Annotated in this window: 16 protein-coding genes; 11 read left to right on the forward strand and 5 right to left on the reverse strand. The window is 63.9% G+C overall.

The features are described 5' to 3' along the window. Positions 1–3: 3 nt before the first annotated feature. Both AOP77_RS08680 and AOP77_RS08685 read left to right on the forward strand, forming a co-directional pair. Positions 4–1347 carry a threonine/serine exporter family protein gene (locus tag AOP77_RS08680; RefSeq protein ID WP_152649841.1) on the forward strand — a complete coding sequence of 448 codons (1344 nt, stop codon included), beginning with the start codon at positions 4–6 and terminating at the stop codon, positions 1345–1347. Beyond that, on the forward strand, positions 1320–1679 hold the full coding sequence (locus tag AOP77_RS08685) for a hypothetical protein (RefSeq protein ID WP_152649842.1): 360 nt from the start codon (positions 1320–1322) through the stop codon (positions 1677–1679). Before AOP77_RS08680 ends, AOP77_RS08685 begins: the two co-directional genes overlap by 28 nt. 17 nt (positions 1680–1696) lie before the next feature. Here the strand turns inward: AOP77_RS08685 and AOP77_RS08690 are convergent, their stop codons facing one another. Next, the gene (locus tag AOP77_RS08690) at positions 1697–4156 is read right to left on the reverse strand and encodes a DNA gyrase/topoisomerase IV subunit A (protein ID WP_062212448.1); all 2460 of its coding nucleotides are present in this window, start codon (positions 4154–4156) and stop codon (positions 1697–1699) included. A 142-nt stretch (positions 4157–4298) separates the two neighbouring features. Between AOP77_RS08690 and AOP77_RS08695 the strand changes: the two genes are divergently transcribed. Beyond that, positions 4299–4865, forward strand: coding sequence for a DUF5998 family protein (locus AOP77_RS08695; RefSeq protein ID WP_062212450.1), 567 nt, complete (start codon positions 4299–4301; stop codon positions 4863–4865). Continuing rightward, positions 4862–6031, forward strand: a complete 1170-nt coding sequence (locus AOP77_RS08700; RefSeq protein WP_062212452.1) for an alkaline phosphatase family protein — start codon at positions 4862–4864, stop codon at positions 6029–6031. The genes AOP77_RS08695 and AOP77_RS08700 overlap by 4 nt, the downstream gene beginning before the upstream one ends. A 40-nt stretch (positions 6032–6071) precedes the next feature. Here AOP77_RS08700 and AOP77_RS08705 read toward each other — a convergent pair whose 3' ends face one another. Continuing rightward, positions 6072–6875, reverse strand: coding sequence for an ABC transporter ATP-binding protein (locus tag AOP77_RS08705; protein ID WP_062212453.1), 804 nt, complete (start codon positions 6873–6875; stop codon positions 6072–6074). A 25-nt stretch (positions 6876–6900) separates the two neighbouring features. Next, complete coding sequence (gene sepH, locus AOP77_RS08710) at positions 6901–8034, reverse strand: septation protein SepH (RefSeq protein WP_084622482.1); 1134 nt, start codon at positions 8032–8034, stop codon at positions 6901–6903. 122 nt (positions 8035–8156) lie between these two features. Between sepH and AOP77_RS08715 the strand changes: the two genes are divergently transcribed. From AOP77_RS08715 to AOP77_RS08735, 5 genes are all read left to right on the forward strand, one after another. After that, complete coding sequence (locus AOP77_RS08715; protein WP_152649843.1) at positions 8157–8984, forward strand: inositol monophosphatase family protein; 828 nt, start codon at positions 8157–8159, stop codon at positions 8982–8984. A gap of 121 nt (positions 8985–9105) precedes the next feature. Beyond that, on the forward strand, positions 9106–9405 hold the full coding sequence (locus AOP77_RS08720) for a DUF4193 domain-containing protein (protein WP_061965573.1): 300 nt from the start codon (positions 9106–9108) through the stop codon (positions 9403–9405). Between the two features lie 11 nt (positions 9406–9416). Then, a complete protein-coding gene (gene dut / locus AOP77_RS08725) occupies positions 9417–9905 on the forward strand; it encodes a dUTP diphosphatase (RefSeq protein ID WP_062212462.1) in 489 nt (162 codons plus the stop codon). An 8-nt stretch (positions 9906–9913) separates the two neighbouring features. Further along, a complete protein-coding gene (locus AOP77_RS12275; protein ID WP_062212468.1) occupies positions 9914–10204 on the forward strand; it encodes an OB-fold nucleic acid binding domain-containing protein in 291 nt (96 codons plus the stop codon). Then, the gene (locus AOP77_RS08735) at positions 10201–10905 is read left to right on the forward strand and encodes a DUF3159 domain-containing protein (RefSeq protein ID WP_062212470.1); all 705 of its coding nucleotides are present in this window, start codon (positions 10201–10203) and stop codon (positions 10903–10905) included. Before AOP77_RS12275 ends, AOP77_RS08735 begins: the two co-directional genes overlap by 4 nt. Here the strand turns inward: AOP77_RS08735 and AOP77_RS08740 are convergent. Then, the gene (locus AOP77_RS08740; RefSeq protein WP_062212473.1) at positions 10826–11512 is read right to left on the reverse strand and encodes a potassium channel family protein; all 687 of its coding nucleotides are present in this window, start codon (positions 11510–11512) and stop codon (positions 10826–10828) included. The two genes, AOP77_RS08735 and AOP77_RS08740, sit on opposite strands and share 80 nt — an antisense overlap. Continuing rightward, positions 11509–12174, reverse strand: a complete 666-nt coding sequence (locus AOP77_RS08745) for a potassium channel family protein (protein WP_152649844.1) — start codon at positions 12172–12174, stop codon at positions 11509–11511. The genes AOP77_RS08740 and AOP77_RS08745 overlap by 4 nt, the downstream gene beginning before the upstream one ends. Positions 12175–12215: 41 nt before the next feature. On the opposite strand from AOP77_RS08745, the gene AOP77_RS08750 reads away from it, so the two are divergent. After that, positions 12216–14093, forward strand: a complete 1878-nt coding sequence (locus tag AOP77_RS08750) for an APC family permease (protein WP_062212479.1) — start codon at positions 12216–12218, stop codon at positions 14091–14093. Between the two features lie 14 nt (positions 14094–14107). Then, positions 14108–15325 carry a class I SAM-dependent RNA methyltransferase gene (locus AOP77_RS08755; RefSeq protein WP_062212480.1) on the forward strand — a complete coding sequence of 406 codons (1218 nt, stop codon included), beginning with the start codon at positions 14108–14110 and terminating at the stop codon, positions 15323–15325. The last annotated feature ends 27 nt before the right edge of the window (positions 15326–15352 follow it).

Below are 15352 nucleotides of genomic sequence, written 5' to 3' on the forward strand. Positions count from 1 at the left end.
GGAGTGAGCGAACCAGGCGATGTCCCCAATGAAGAATCAGTCCGTCCGGTGAGCGCTGATGAGGAGGCCATGGAGCCAGTCCAGCTCATCGAGCAGTCAGGTGCAATCATGCGTACCGGCAGGCTCATGCTTGGGGCTGGCACCGCGAGCTATAGGGTCGCGCAGGCGATGCACGCCGTAGCACGTTCGTTGGGCGTGGATGCCCACAGTGCGCAGGTATCCCTCACTGACATCACCGCGACCTCCCGGCGCGGCCGCATCTTCCGCACCGAGATCGTCACCAACAGTGTCTTTTCCGTCAACACGGACCGCATTGTGGCACTTGACCGGATGCGCAGGACGATGCCGGAGCACACCACCCCGGAGGAAGTACACCGGACGCTAGATCAGATTGAGGCGAAGCGTCCGCGCTACCCACCGTTCGCCAACGCAGCCTTTGCAGGCGCAGCCTGTGGCGGCTTTGCCCTACTGAACCACGCTCTTTTACTCGAGATCGTCGCCGTGTTTCTTGCCGCCGGGGTCGGACAGTACGTGCGTCGACTCTTGATGATCCGCCACTTCAACATCTTTGGTGTGACGATGGTCGCCGCGGCCGTCGCGACAAGCATTTACATGGCGGGCATGGCGATCCTCAACGTGACGGGAGTGCAGGTTGCGACACATGCGGCGGGCTATATCTCTGCAGTCCTGTTTCTTTTGCCGGGATTCGCACTCATTACGGGCGCCCTCGACATGGCGAAGATGGACATCACCGCGGGGCTATCTCGGGTGGCGTTTGGCACCATGATCACGCTGGGCGCAACGGTGAGCGTCTTTGCTGTCTCGCTGCTCGGAACGCTACAGATTAGCGAGCGGGCGGTGAATGAGTTGCCAGTCGCGGCAGATATCGGAATGTGGGCCGGTGGTACAGCGGTAGGTGTCTTGGGGTTTGCTCTCATGTTCAATAGCCCCTGGCGGTTGGCATTCTCAGCCGCTGCGATTGGCATGGTCGCCAATGCCGGCCGCATGTATGCGATTGATCAGGGCATCGCCATTCAGACGGCAACGGCGGTCGCATGCATTGTGGTGGGCGTTCTAGCCGCCTTTGCGGCCCGTGGCGGGCGCTATCCGGTGATTACGCTCTCAGTCCCCGCCGTGCTCGTCATGGTGCCAGGAGTGACCGCCCACGAGGCAGTGGTAAGCCTCAATCGCGGAGACTACGCGACCTCAGTGGCTGGAATATTGTTGGTGAGCCTTGTCGTTCTTTCAATCATGGTGGGATTAGTCGTAGCCAAGTTGCTCACCGACCCCGAATGGGCATTTTCTAGAACGGAGCAGTCATGGCATCGCATCGATACCGCGAGATAGACCCCAGCCTTCCCGACGTTGGCAAGAGTTCGGGTGGACCGAAGGAGATGTCTCTCGACGATGCTCGAGTGATCATGGCCGCGACTGACCTTTTGGCGTTGGGGCTCATGCATGGGTACCTGCGTTCCTATGCTGCGACCGCAGGTGCGATTATGTTCGCGCCTGCCATCGCGGCGATCGCGTTGATCCTTGGCTGGACCGGCGTTGCAATCGTCTTCTTCGCGCTGTTCGGCATGGCAGCGTGGGTCGTCATGGAGGCCCGGCGCCGTGCGCGCAAATGGGAGTCCGTAGTCTTCACACGCATCGCGCAGTTGACCACCGCTCAATCTTGAGGCGACGAAGGCCAGGTTCAGCCGATGCCGTGAACCGGCGCGCTAATCCGGGTACCGGATCCATCGCGACGCCCAAACTCCTCGGGTAGGTCGATCGACTGGCCAGCGCCGGAACTCGCGCGAGCGGGGCCCGTTCCTACCCAGGCGGACAGCAACGCGTCCTCGCCGCGGACAAAGCGGTGCGCACGCACCCCGCCGGTGGCCCGTCCCTTAGAGGGGTACTCGGCAAACGGAGTGACCTTGGCCGTGCCAGGGGTGGTTCCAGGGAGGGCGGTGGATGGCCCGGCGATAGTAACGACCACTGGCGCCGTCGGATCGTCACCCTGGGCGGCATCGGCGGTAACGACCCCAAAGTAAGTGACCTTGGCTCCTGCACTCAGCTTGATGCCGGCCACGCCACCACCGGCACGCCCCTGTGGACGCACGAGCGAGGCAGCGAAGTGCAGGAGTTGAGCGTCATCAGTCACGAACACGAGCGAGTCGGCATCGGCCGCGAGTACCGCGCCCACGACCGTGTCTCCCTCCTTAAGCGAGATGACCTCCCATGAATCCTTGTGGGGAGCATCCCCTGGGGCGACGCGTTTGACGACACCCTGCGCGGTGCCAAGCGTGAGCGGCCGGTCGCCGGTCAGCGGAACGATGGACAGCGGTTCCTCTCCACGCTCTAGGGTGACAAGTTCCGCGAGCGGTACCCCTCCGCCCAGCGAAGGTGGCTCGGACGACGGCGCGAGTGCGGGCACATCGAGCAACGACAGGCGGACGATGCGACCCAGTGTGGTCACGACGCCCACATCGGCACGTGCCGAGGCGGGAATCATGGCTCGAATCACGTCGTGCGAGCTGCGTCTTCCCTCGGTGGGGACGGGGGAGTCGTCTGCAGTGCGTGCCACGAGGCCGGTGACGGAGAGCAGCGCAAAGCATGCCGTGTCCTCGATCTCCATCGGGATGGCGGCGCTACGCGAAGAGGTGCCCGTACCGACTGCGCCGAGTGACGCCGGTGCGCCAGCATCGGCCAGCAGAATGGTCCGGCGCGGGGTGCCGTACTCGGCAGCGGCAACGTCCATCTCGGCGCCGACCACAGCGCGCAGGGTGGTGGGGGAGGACAGGATCTCCTCGAGCTCGGCGATCTCGGCGAGCAGCTTGGCCTTCTCCTCTTCCAATTCGAGTTTGGAGAACTTGGTCAAGCGGCGCAGGCGCAGTTCCAGAATGTACTCGGCCTGGATCTCCGACAGATCGAACGCCGTCATGAGGCGCGTGCGTGCCTCAGCGACCTCCTCCGAGGACCGAATGATCTGAATGACGTCGTCGATGTCGAGGATCGCGACCAACAGGCCGTCGACAAGATGCAGGCGATCGAGTCGTGCCTGCAGGCGGTGCTTGGAGCGGCGCGTGACCACATTGATCCGGTGACCCACCCACACGGCAAGCATTTCCTTGAGGCCCATAGTGCGGGGCTCGCCGTCGACCAGTGCGACGTTGTTGATGGAGAAGGACTCCTCGAGCGGGGTATACCGGTACAGCTTCTCCAGCACTGCCTCGGGATTGAAGCCGTTCTTGATTTCGATTACCAGACGTAGGCCGTGGTGGCGATCGGTGAGGTCTGTGACTGCGCTGATGCCGTCCAACTTCTTGTTGGAGACGCCATCCTTGATCTTCTCGATGACTTTCTCGGGGCCCACGAGGTACGGCAGCTCGGTGACGACGATTCCCTGGCGCTTGGCCGTGACCTTCTCGATCCGGGTGGTGGCGCGGGTCTTAAACGCACCCTTACCGGTCTCGTAGGCCTGACGCACTCCCTCCAAGCCCACGATCTTGCCGCCGGACGGCAGGTCCGGGCCAGGCACAAAGCGCATCAGTTCGTCGAGGTCGGCCTTGGGGTTGGCGAGCAGGTGGCGCGCGGCGGCGATGACTTCGATCAGGTTGTGCGGGGCCATGTTCGTGGCCATACCCACGGCGATTCCCGATGCGCCGTTGACCAGCAAGTTGGGGATGGCTGCGGGCAGCACTTCAGGCTGCTGCAACTTGTTGTCGTAATTGGGGACAAAGTCGACAACGTCCTCACCCAGGTCCGCGGTGAGTGCCATTGAGGCCTTTGCCAGGCGTGCCTCGGTGTATCGAGCAGCAGCGGGGCCGTCGTCGAGTGAACCGAAGTTGCCGTGACCGTCAACGAGCGGCAGGCGCAAGGAAAAGTTCTGGGCCATGCGCACCAGGGCGTCGTAGATGGCCGAGTCGCCGTGGGGGTGGAGCTTTCCCATGACCTCGCCAACCACACGCGCGGACTTCACATAACTGCGCTCGGGGCGCAGTCCCATGTCCTGCATCATGTAGACGATCCGTCGCTGCACGGGCTTGAGGCCGTCACGCGCATCGGGAAGCGCGCGCGAGTAGATCACCGAGTAGGCGTACTCCAGAAACGAAGCCTCCATCTCGGCGCTGACATCAATATCGACGATCTGCGAGTCCGACGCGTCGGTCATCTCACTCCTCAGGAACTGCTTGGGTCTAATGAACTGCACGTATTGTCTCGCGCCTGGGCGGGGTCGCGGTGCCGCCACGCGGCGAGCGAGCCTCACTGCAGTGCAGTCCCCACGGCGAGTCGGAAGGTGGAACACTAGTGGCATGTCTCAGACGCTTGACCAAGCAGTTGCCGTTGCCGGGTACTACCCAGCCCTCGCATCGTCCGTTCTCAAGAGTGCCATCGGTGCAGAATCCGTGCGAGCTCACTTTGTGCACGCGGAGACGACGTTTGACGACCGCGAGGTGCGTCGGCACATGACGGTACTGGTCATCACCGACACGCGCCTGCTGCGCGTTCACATGGACGATGGCGCGGGGCACTCGGGCGAGGGCGCACACGAGGCGTCGGCGACAGTCGAAACCGCATTCCTGTCAAGGATCTCGAACATGGCGATGACACATGTGGTGCACCACCCGGAAAACTTCCGTGAGGGCGACGGCCCTTCAGAGTTGGTGCTCGCAGTGGGATGGGGCATCCACTCGCGCATCGAGCTCGAGCCCGCCACGTGTGGCGACGAGAACTGCGATGCCGACCATGGTTATACGGGCGGCATCACAGGCGACGACACGTTGGTGCGCGTCAGCGCCATTGCAGACGGGGTCGACACGGTTCACGCACTCGAACGATTTGCCTCGACCCTTCAGCAGGCCATCGGGGCGCCTGCGTGACGCTCGCCCAGCACCTCGGTGCTGCCGGGCTCAGCCTTCCCCATTACGGACGCAAGGACTTGGGGGCGGTCCTCCCCGCGGCGCTCGCCGCGGTGGGCGCAGGTCACGTGGTTAATTGGCGCAATGCGGAGTCCGACAGGCAACGGCTGGGCCTGCCACGCGTACGCCACGTCGTGGTGGTGCTGCTCGACGGGCTGGGGCACCTCCAGCTCGATGCGCGTCGCGGGCATGCACCGTTTTTGCGTTCTATCGAATCCGGCGTCGTGACAGCGGGGTATCCGACCACGACAGCTGCCTCGCTGGCGATGTTCGGCACCGGACAGCCGTCAGGGCGCACCGGGATGACGGGCTACACCGCCATGAACCCCGGCACCGGCAAGGTCGCGAATCTTATCTCCTGGGAGAACGCCGAGGCACCCGAGGAATGGCAGCGTCAGCCTTCGCTGCTCGAGCAGGCCGCTGCGGACGGCTTCACCATCACGACGCTTGGCAAGCGCCGCTTCGCGGGATCAGGATTGACTCAGGCCGTGTTGCGCGGTGGGCAGTTCGTGGGCGCCGAGAGTCTCGCCGAGCGCATAGATGTCGCGCTTGGTGCGGCCCGCCAGTCCGGGGTGTCGTACTGCTACTGGGGAGAGATAGATGCCGCGGGTCACCGCTACGGCTGGGAGAGCCAGGAATGGGTGGCCGCGCTGGAGGACGCCGACCGAGAACTGCGCCGGCTCGCCTCCCAACTTCCTCGCGGCACGGCCATGGTCGTGACGGCCGACCATGGCATGATCGATGTCACCGGCGCACCGCGGTGGGATGCCGGAGAGCACCCCGGGCTCCTCGAGGGCGTACGCCTTACGGCGGGGGAGCCCCGCGCCCTGCATCTTCATCTTGACGAGAGTGTGAACGCGGAAGAAGTCGTAGAGCGCTGGCGGAACGTCTTGGGTAAGCATGCTGCCGTTGTCACCAAAGCAGACGCCGATGCCGGTGGCCTCTTTGGAGAGATCCTTCCCGAGGTTTCGGGCCGCATCGGCGACGTCGTCGTGGCCATGGCAGGACGAGCAACCGTGGTCGATTCGCGTTCTCAGTCCGAGCGGTCAATGGCACTAATTGGGGTGCATGGTTCGCTGACACCCGAGGAACTCCAGGTTCCTCTGCTCGCCGCGGTAGGCGGGTAGAGCCAGCTCCGACGCTTCGAGGTCGGAAAGCGCACGCGAACTACGTGGAACGCGCCGTCCAACGACCGCCGCTGCGCGAGACCTGGATAGGGTGATCAAAACAGCGACTCACGTTGTCAGTAGTGAGGACTGTCTCCACGTCGCCCTGCACAAGGAGGCACCCCTCGCGAAGCAGCGCTGCGTGGGTAGTGGACGCCGGTAGCTCCTCGAAGTGGTGGGTGACGGTGACCGTCGCCATGTGAGGATGCGTCGCCGCCAAGTCGCTGAGCGTCGCCAGCAGTTGCTCGCGCGCTGCCACGTCGAGCCCGGTCGTTGCCTCGTCCAGCAGTAGCAACGCGGGGTCGTTCATCAGCGCCCGAGCAATCAGGACACGACCTCGTTCACCCTGCGACATTGTGGCCCAGCGCAGCACGCGTGCCTGCGTGATTCCGACCAGGTTGAGCAACTCGTCTGCCCGGACTTGCTGAGCCGGTGTGGGTTCCCAACGGGGGATGAGCTCTATTGAGCCGGTAACCCCGGTGAGCACCACATCGCGCGCTGGCAAATCACGCGACAGTGGGTGACGAGCCACCACGAGTCCGATGTGGCTACGGAGTTCTCGCATGTCAACTCGGCCGAGGCGGTAACCCAGGACGCTGACTGACCCACGGCTTGGATGACTGACCGCGGCCAGTAGTGAAATCAGGGTCGACTTTCCTGCGCCGTTGGGGCCAATCAGCGCCCATCGCTCTCCACGGTGCACGGTGAGATCGACGGAGTCGAGGATGGTGCGGCTGCCACGGAAAAAACTGACGTCCTCCGCGCGCAGGACGGAGTCGTCGACACCGTGATGGTTCAGGGGCATGGGGAGAGGTTGAGGTGCAGGACTACTAGTCGCGTGGCGGCTCGTCGTTCTTGGCGCCAAAGACAATCTCGTCCCAACTGGGAACCGATGCGCGGCCCTTCTTAGGGGGACGCCTCTCGCCCGTTTCGGGGTTCACGTTGCGCTCGATGGCAGGCGACTTGCCCACCTGTGAGGAAGCGTCGTCGCGGCGTGCTGACCCAGCCGGGTGCGGCATCGTCTGGCCGGCGGAACTGAATCCCACGTCGGCGCTACGTGCCTTGGCCGCCGGGCCAAAACCCTCGAAGCCACCATCCTCGTCGTGCTCGTCAACATCGTCCTCGTCGACAGTCTCACGGGTGCCGCGTTTGCCTTGTAGGTCCTCGAGCAGCGCCTCTGTGGGGTTGACCTCGAAGTCGCGCTCGGCCTCGCCACCCGCGGCGGGCACTGGGGTGTCGTCATCGTCAAAATCGTCGTTGTCGAGGTGGAAGCCACCCTGAGTTTGGTCGGGCAGAGCGGTCACCGCAGGTGGACGGGTCTCATTGAGCGGTCCGGTCTCGGCTTCCTCGCCACGAACGGCGCTCAGGTGTCGCTTGGGGATGGGGACATCCAGGAGCTCGGTCTCGGTGAGCCAGCGGGCCTCATCATCCTCAGCGGTGACGGCGCGTGCGCTGTGATCGAAAGTCCACCGGGCGCGCACGTTGCGTCCACCAGCGACATAGTCTGCCGCCACCTGCCACGGCTCATCTATCTCACGCCATGCGTCCCACAAGATGCTCTCCGTGTCTACGCCTCGCGACGCCAGCCTGTCGGCAACCAGGTCGCCCAGCACGGGTGAGCCCACGTCGCGGCCGATGCGTGTGCCGCGAGCGAGGTCCGCGATGTAGGAGCGTTCTGCGATGACCGGTACTTCGTACTTCTCAAACGAGCGCACGTCCTCGCCGGTGATCTCCGCGAGTTCGGCGGCATTCAGTCCTGCACGGATGCGCTGTTGAATCTCCTTGGGACTCAGTCCTGACGAGGCAGGCGCGGGCGCGGCGTTGACTGGGGTAGTCGCCCTCGCATGCCGAATGGCGCGACGAAGTTCGTCCGAGATCGGCAACGTGTACCGTTCCCCGGATTCGGAAGTAACGATGAGGTTTTCACCATCATCGGCTGGGCCCACCAAAGACAAGCGTGTCATGTGCCCAGCGTGCCACGCCGGGCCGCTTATCGCGCGTCACGCCACGCTGAAGCAGCACCTGAGTGGCGCCCACGTCTCCTCTGAACCCACCATCGGGCGCAAATTGGGGCACCATGGGTGCCATGATGGCGATTTCAACGCACGACATCGATGCGCTACTCGACATCGCGCGCGTCCTGGCGCGTGAGACCGGGGAGCAGGTGGTCGCGTCTCTGCGCGACGCCAGGGTCGCGGCTACGAAGTCCAGCGCTGAGGACGTGGTGACTCAGAACGACATCGCCGCCGAGCAGCATCTCCGTTCAAGGATTGCGGAACTTCGCCCCCAGGACGGGATTCTGGGCGAGGAGGGTGACGACGTAGTGGGGACGTCGGGCGTGACGTGGGTGCTCGATCCGATCGATGGCACTGTTAACTATCTCTACGGCCTCCCGCACTACGGCGTGTCCGTTGCGGCCGTCGCGGGTCCACCACGCACTGGTGAGTGGACCCCGCTGGTTGGCGCCGTGTACGACGGTTCCGGCGTGCTGTGGTCCGCTGCCCGGGACAGGGGAGCCACCCGTGACGATGAGCTACTGGTGCGCACCACCGGACCTGATTTGGGGGGCACACTTCTGGCTACGGGTTTTCAGTACGTAGCGGAGCGACGCGTGCGGCAGGGACAGATCGCTACCCAGATGCTCGCTCGGGTGCGGGACATTCGCCGCCTTGGCGCGGCGTCGGTGGATCTTTGCCTCGCGGCTGCCGGTCAGGTTGATGCCTATTACGAGCATGGACTCAACGCTTGGGACTTTGCTGCCGGTGCTTTGATTGCCACGGAGGCTGGTCTAAGAGTGTCTGGAATCGATGGTGGGCCCGCCAGCGAGCGGTTGCTGATCGCGGCGGTTCCTGGCACTTGGGGGGCTCTTCGGGATGCTCTAATTGAGGCCGGCGCGGAGGACTCATGGCCGTGATAGCGCGCGTCGAGTCGCATTCCGCCGATTTTTCAGGCACAATGCGTGCGCCTGGGGAACAAATTTAACCGCAGGCGCATTGAGTACTCACCAGTACTTTTCGTGAAGGGAAGACCGCCGCATGGCAACGGACTATGACGCACCACGTAAGACGGACGACGAGATCTCCGCAGACTCGATCGAGGAGTTGAAGGCACGCCGTGCCGACAAGTCATCTGGAGTGGTGGATGAAGACGAGGCGGAAGCCGCTGAGGGATTCGAACTCCCGGGTGCAGACCTGTCGGGCGAGGAGCTGAGCGTTCGCGTTCTCCCGCCCCAGCAGGATGAATTTACGTGCATGTCTTGCTTCCTCGTTCACCACCGCAGTCAGCTTGCTGAGTTTAAGAATGACCAGCCCATCTGCTCGGAGTGCGCCGCCTAAGGGCGAACGTGATGACGACGCTTGACGTGCTGATCAGCACGACATCTCCTGACGTGCCGCTGCCCGCGTACGCCCATCCCGGCGACGCGGGCGCGGACATTACGACGCGGATCGACGTGACACTCGCGCCGGGAGAACGGGCGACGGTGCCCACAGGCATCAAGATCGCTCTTCCCGACGGATACGTGGCACTTGTCCATCCCCGATCGGGACTCGCCGCAAAGCACGGCATCACCGTGGTGAATGCGCCGGGAACGGTCGACGCTGCCTATCGGGGTGAGATTGCGGTCACGCTTCTCAATACCGACGCGACCGAGACGATGACATTTGCCAAGGGGGATCGGATTGCGCAACTAGTGATCCAACGCGTGGAGCGAGCCGCCTTCGTGGAAGTTGAGCGACTGCCAGGCACTCACCGGGGTGAGGGTGGATTCGGTTCGACAGGCGGTACCACCGATCCTCAACACAGTGGCGCGGCCAGCGACGCCTCCGCGTCTTAGGTCCTGCGATGACACAGATACCCACCGCGCTTTCGCCTATTTCTGAGGCGCAACCCCGCACGTACGCCAGGGTTGCCGGTCGGATTGTGTGGGTTCAGGTAGAGCCCTCCGACGCTGCGCCTCGACTCACCGCCCGCATCGAGGATCAGTCGGGACGTCTCGACGCGATTTTCCAGGGTCGCCGCGCGATTGCGGGCATTGAGCCAGGTCGCCGCGTCGTTCTTGAGGGCCGGATTTGCGAGGCGATTGCGGTTCCCCTCATGTACAACCCCCGCTACGAATTGGTGGCCAGCGCGTGAGCGATCAGACCGAAGCGAGTGAACCCTCTGAGACTGGCGGTGCGGCGGCGACTGCCGCACGCGGTGCGCAATTGCTTGGCGGCGAGGACTTTTCCTTCGCCGCGGCCATCGGCGGCCCACGCGGCTTCGTCGAGTCAATTCTTCCTGGCCTCGTCTTCGTGGTGGCCTACATCACCGTGGGCGGCTTCCAGGTGCCCGTCATCGCCTCAGTCGTCGTCGTGGTGGCAATGGTCGCGGCGCGCCTCATTCAGCGCACCCCTGTCACCCAGGCGCTCTCTGGGGTTCTCGGTGTAGCACTGGGCGCCATCTGGGCGTGGCGTGCCGGTGATGCGGGGGAGTACTTTCTGCCAGGACTGTGGATCAACGCCGCGTATCTTGCCGCTGTGCTGATCACGATGGTGGTGGGCTGGCCCGTCGTGGGAATCGCAGTGGGTTTGCTACGCGGCCTGGGCATGTCGTGGCGGAAGGACCGCGCGTTGCGTCGACGAATGCAATTCGCGACCGCCGTGCTCGCCGCGACTTTCTTGCTTCGCTTAGTGGTGCAGGTGCCTCTCTACATGTCCGACAACGTCGCCGCTCTTGGAACCGCCAAGTTGGCGATGGGAGTGCCGCTATTCGCCCTTAGTCTGTGGGTGATGTGGCTCCTGGTGGGGTCCGTAGGACGGCCGCAAGAAGTTCAGGATCCGCCTCAGCAGACATGACGAATAGCAGCTCGTCGCGAGCCTCGAGGGTGTCCTCCGGGCTGGGCGAGATTGTGCGGTCGGAACGCATGATGCACGAGAGCACAATTTCACCGGGCCACTGAATCTCGCGGACAAGCGCGCCTACTACGGGCGACGTCGGGGGCAGCGTGACCTCGACGATTGATGCACCCGACTGGTGGAACGTGAAGACCTTGACCAGGTCGCCCACTGCCACTGCCTCTTCGACCATGGCGGTCATAATGCGTGGAGTTGAGACCGCGACATCGACGCCCCATTGGGTGTCATACATCCACTCATTGCGCGGGTTGTTGACGCGCGCAACCGTGCGCGGCACCCCGAATTCGGTCTTAGCGAGGAACGAGATGACTAGATTCGCCTTGTCGTCGCCTGTCGCTGCCACAACAACGTCCATGGTTTCCACGGCTGCCTCACGGAGCGCTGTGAGCTCACACGCATCTGCGAGCATCCAATCCGCCTCCGCCACTTGGGCGACTCGCATGGCGCTGGGTGAGTGGTCCATAAGGAGAACCTCGTGTCCGTGCTCCAGGAGATCGCGTGCGATCGAGCGGCCAACGGAGCCTGCTCCAGCGATGAGAACCTTCACGCCTTCACCGTCCTAGGACGTGCCAAGACGCGCTCGGCGTCCTTGGTCACAGCGTCCGGAACGATGAAGTACACCTCATCGCCGGATTGCAGGAGCGATTCGACGTCTGGAAGGGTTGCTTCGCCAAACCGCACGACGTAAGCGACTCGACAACCGGAAGCCTCCTCGACCGAGGTGAGCGAGTGGCCCACCCAGCTCTGATGCGGCGCGAGGCGGCGCAGTGACACTCCAGCGGCAGGGTCGACAAACTCAGCGTCGGTGACTCCCGGGAGCAGGCGGGACACGATCTGAGACGTCGTCCACGGCACTGGTGCGACGGTCGGAATTCCCAGGCGGCGGTACACATCGGCGCGTCCGGAGTCCGAAATTCGCGCGACCACGTTCTCCACCCCGTAGGTCTCGCGGACTACCCGCGCGGCGAGGATGTTCGAGTTGTCACCATCGGAAACCGCGGCAAACGCGTACGCATCCTCGACCCCCGCGGAGACGAGCGTCTCGCGGTCAAAGCCGATACCGGTGATCTTCTGACCTTGGAAAGATGAGGGGAGTCGGCGGAAAGCGTCACCCGTGCGGTCAATGACGGCGACGGAGTGACCCCGTGCCTCAAATTCTTCCGCTAACGAGGACCCTGTTCGGCCGCAACCCATAATGACTATATGCACGAGAACCCACGCTATACCCGTTACGCCTAGGATTGTGCGACGTGCGACAGTTTCTCGAAAGGCTCAAGGCTCTCGTCTTCGGACGACCCATCGCGACTGACCGCGCGCGCCCAATTATTTTGCGGACGCGACTGGCACTTCCAGTGTTCGGCGCGGGCATCGTTTCCGCCGTGGCCTATGCGCCCGATGCGGTTCTCGATGCGCTCCGACGAGGCAGTCAGCAGAGTGCGATGCTCGCCATGGCAATCGGCGTGTTGGCGATCCTGTTGCTCCTGGGATTTGCCTATCGCTCCAACGTTCACCAGCGCCCCGACGAATTGGGCGATTACGGCCTGGTTCGCGACAAACTGGGCGCGCAGGCCGGCGTCATTACCGGATCCGCGCTGCTCATTGACTATCTATTCACCGTAGCTGTCTCTGTCGCAGCGCTCGCGCACTTCCTGCGCTACCTGGTGCCGTGGGCAAACGACTGGCACACCGTGATCGCCGTGGGCGCCATCGGATTGATGACCCTCGCGGCGTTGAGAGGGATCCGTGACCGTGCCCGCATCCTGCTGCTCGTGTTCTTTGGTTTCCTTGCCATCATCGCACTCGTGGTGACGTTCGGGATTGTGCGCCACACGGACTCCATCCTCGCCCCCATCGAGGCTGCAGCACCCACCACCATGACCGTACTTTTCGCGTACGCCGGCGCCATCGCCTCCGGTGCGGTGATGGTGACTGGAATCGAGCACCTCGCCTCGGCGGGGCCGTATCACGCCGAGCCCCGCGGCAAGCGAGCCGGCAGGACTTTGCTGATTGCTGTGGCGGCGGCGGGAGCCGCCTTCTTTGGTGTCTCATGGCTGGTGTGGTCGTACCGCGTAACCGGCTGGACCGATGGTCCGGTGCTGCTGCAAGCCGCCGAACGTGCCTTCGGCTCAACGTGGGTGCTGTGGATCGTCGCCCTTGCTGCCGTGGCAATCCTGTACGCCGCGGCATCGGCCGTCTTCAAACGTTTCGCTAATCTGACCTCACTGTTGGCGCGCGACTCTTACCTTCCCCGCCAGCTCGCGACGCGCAATGACCGGCTGGTCTTCCGTGGCAGCGTGTTGCTGGTCGGCGTGCTATCCGCGATCCTGGTGATTGCCGTCGACGCTCGCCTCGATCAACTCATTCACATGTATGTGATCGGCGTTTTCACCTCGATTGTGCTGAGCCAGCTCGCCATGGTGAAGCTATTCGACGGCAAGCTCGCGCTGGAACCGGCTGGCAAGGCGCGCACGCGGATGGCGTTCACTCGTGTCCTTCACTGGGTGGCGACAGTCGTAGCGGCGACCGTGCTCGCAGTGGTCGCGATCTTTAACTTCCTCAACGGCGCCTGGGTGGCGTTGCTGCTGATCGTGGTCCTCGTCGTCATGATGCGGGCTATCAAGAGTCACTACAGCCATGTCGCTGCCGACCTCAAGATCGTGCCAGGCGACCACACCTCGGCGCTTCCGAGTGCTACCCACGGGATCGTGCTCGTGACCCAACTGAATCGGCCCGTCCTGCGCACGCTCGCCTACGCGAAGGCCGCGCGCCACTCGTCGCTCGAGGCAGTCTCTGTCCGCGTGGAGGCGAACGCCGCGACGGAACTGCAGAATTCGTGGGGCAAGCTCACCGCCGGAGTTCCGCTGGTGATCCTCGATTCCCCGTACCGCGACGTAGTGGGGCCAGTCATGGAATACGTCCGTTCCATTCACCGCGACAGCCCTCGCGATGTGGTGGTGGTGTACGTGCCTGAGTTCATCGTGGGACGCTGGTGGGAGCGATTCCTGCACAACCGGTCGACGGTACGCCTGCGGTCGCTGCTCTTGCACATGCCGGGTGTGGTGGTTGCCGCCGTGCCCTGGCACCTTGAATCAGCGCAAAGTGCGCGCGAAGACGCCCAACGCGGCTAGGAACGAGACACTACGTGAGCACCATTCGACTGACCATTGGCAGCCCCGCGCACGGAGGCCACTGTGTCGCCCGGCACGATGGCCGGGTCATCTTTGTGCGCCACACGTTGCCGGGCGAGGTGGTCGAGGCGGAACTCACCGAGTCCGCTGACGATGCCACGTTCTGGCGAGCCGATGCTGTGGAGATTTTGGAGGCGTCGCCCGATCGCGTTGCCTCCGTCTGGGCAGAGGCGGGGCCTGGTGGTGTCGGTGGGGGAGAGCTGGCACACGTCTCGCTTGAGGGCCAGCGCGCCTGGAAGTTTGCTGTCGTGAAGGAATCCTTCGAGCGTTTCGCGAACCAAGATTTCCCCGGGGTCGTGAGCGCCGCACCCAGCGACGCCGAGCGCGGCGGACTCGGGTGGCGCACCCGGGTGGGCGCCATCGGTGACGTTGAGGGACGCGCTGCGATGCACCCGTTCCGCTCCAAGTCGATCGCCACACTGACCGCAATGCCGCTCGCAGTACCCGCCGCCGAAGAGGCACTGCTGAACCAACGCTTCCCGGGTGGAAGCAAGATTCAGGTAGTGGTGCCGGCCGACGGCGAGGCTCGCACCCTCGTAGACGGCGTGCGCTGGAACGGCGGCCGGCGCGACAAGCGAGACAACGCACCCGCGAGCGTGAACGAGCGAGTCACCGTTGACGGACAGACGTACGAGTACCGCGTGGCGACCGGTGGCTTCTGGCAGGTACACACGGACGCCCCCGAAACCATGATTCGCGAAGTGCTGCGCCGGGTGGGTGACGCCCCCGCAGCGTGGGATCTATACGCCGGTGCCGGACTATTCTCGCTTGCGCTCGCGACGGCGGGCAAGCGTGTCATCTCGGTCGAGGAGGACGAGACCGCGTCCAAGAACGCGCGCCGGAACCTGCACAGTTTTGAGGGTGCGACGGTGCTCAACGGAGATGTGCGCAAGACGTTGTCCGCGTCCCTGACCGATCCTGCTCTCGCGCTCGGTGACGACGCAGCCGTCGTGCTGGACCCGCCGCGATCGGGAGCCGGCAAGGCGACTATTGAGCGCATCGTCGACCTGAACGCCGCCCGAATTGTGTACGTGGCTTGCGACCCCGTCGCGTTGGCCCGCGACACGGCGTTGCTTGCGGAGCGCGGCTACGTATTGGCCGGTGCTGAGGCATTTGATCTGTTCCCCATGACTCACCACATCGAGGCGATTGCGACGTTTGAACGGTCGTAGCCGGGCATAGTTGGCCGCAAAAAACGC

The organism is Demequina oxidasica (genome assembly GCF_000975115.1).
In the GTDB taxonomy this organism is placed as follows: Bacteria; Actinomycetota; Actinomycetes; order Actinomycetales; family Demequinaceae; genus Demequina; species Demequina oxidasica.

Excerpts from the sequence above, each read along its gene's own strand:
- AOP77_RS08715 (WP_152649843.1), top strand. The coding sequence starts at position 8,157 with ATGATGGCGATTTCAACGCACGACATCGATGCGCTACTCGACATCGCG.
- AOP77_RS08705 (WP_062212453.1), bottom strand. The coding sequence starts at position 6,875 with ATGCCCCTGAACCATCACGGTGTCGACGACTCCGTCCTGCGCGCGGAG.
- sepH (WP_084622482.1), bottom strand. The coding sequence starts at position 8,034 with ATGACACGCTTGTCTTTGGTGGGCCCAGCCGATGATGGTGAAAACCTC.
- AOP77_RS08720 (WP_061965573.1), top strand. The coding sequence starts at position 9,106 with ATGGCAACGGACTATGACGCACCACGTAAGACGGACGACGAGATCTCC.
- AOP77_RS08690 (WP_062212448.1), bottom strand. The coding sequence starts at position 4,156 with ATGACCGACGCGTCGGACTCGCAGATCGTCGATATTGATGTCAGCGCC.
- AOP77_RS08685 (WP_152649842.1), top strand. The coding sequence starts at position 1,320 with ATGGCATCGCATCGATACCGCGAGATAGACCCCAGCCTTCCCGACGTT.
- dut (WP_062212462.1), top strand. The coding sequence starts at position 9,417 with ATGACGACGCTTGACGTGCTGATCAGCACGACATCTCCTGACGTGCCG.
- AOP77_RS08695 (WP_062212450.1), top strand. The coding sequence starts at position 4,299 with ATGTCTCAGACGCTTGACCAAGCAGTTGCCGTTGCCGGGTACTACCCA.
- AOP77_RS12275 (WP_062212468.1), top strand. The coding sequence starts at position 9,914 with ATGACACAGATACCCACCGCGCTTTCGCCTATTTCTGAGGCGCAACCC.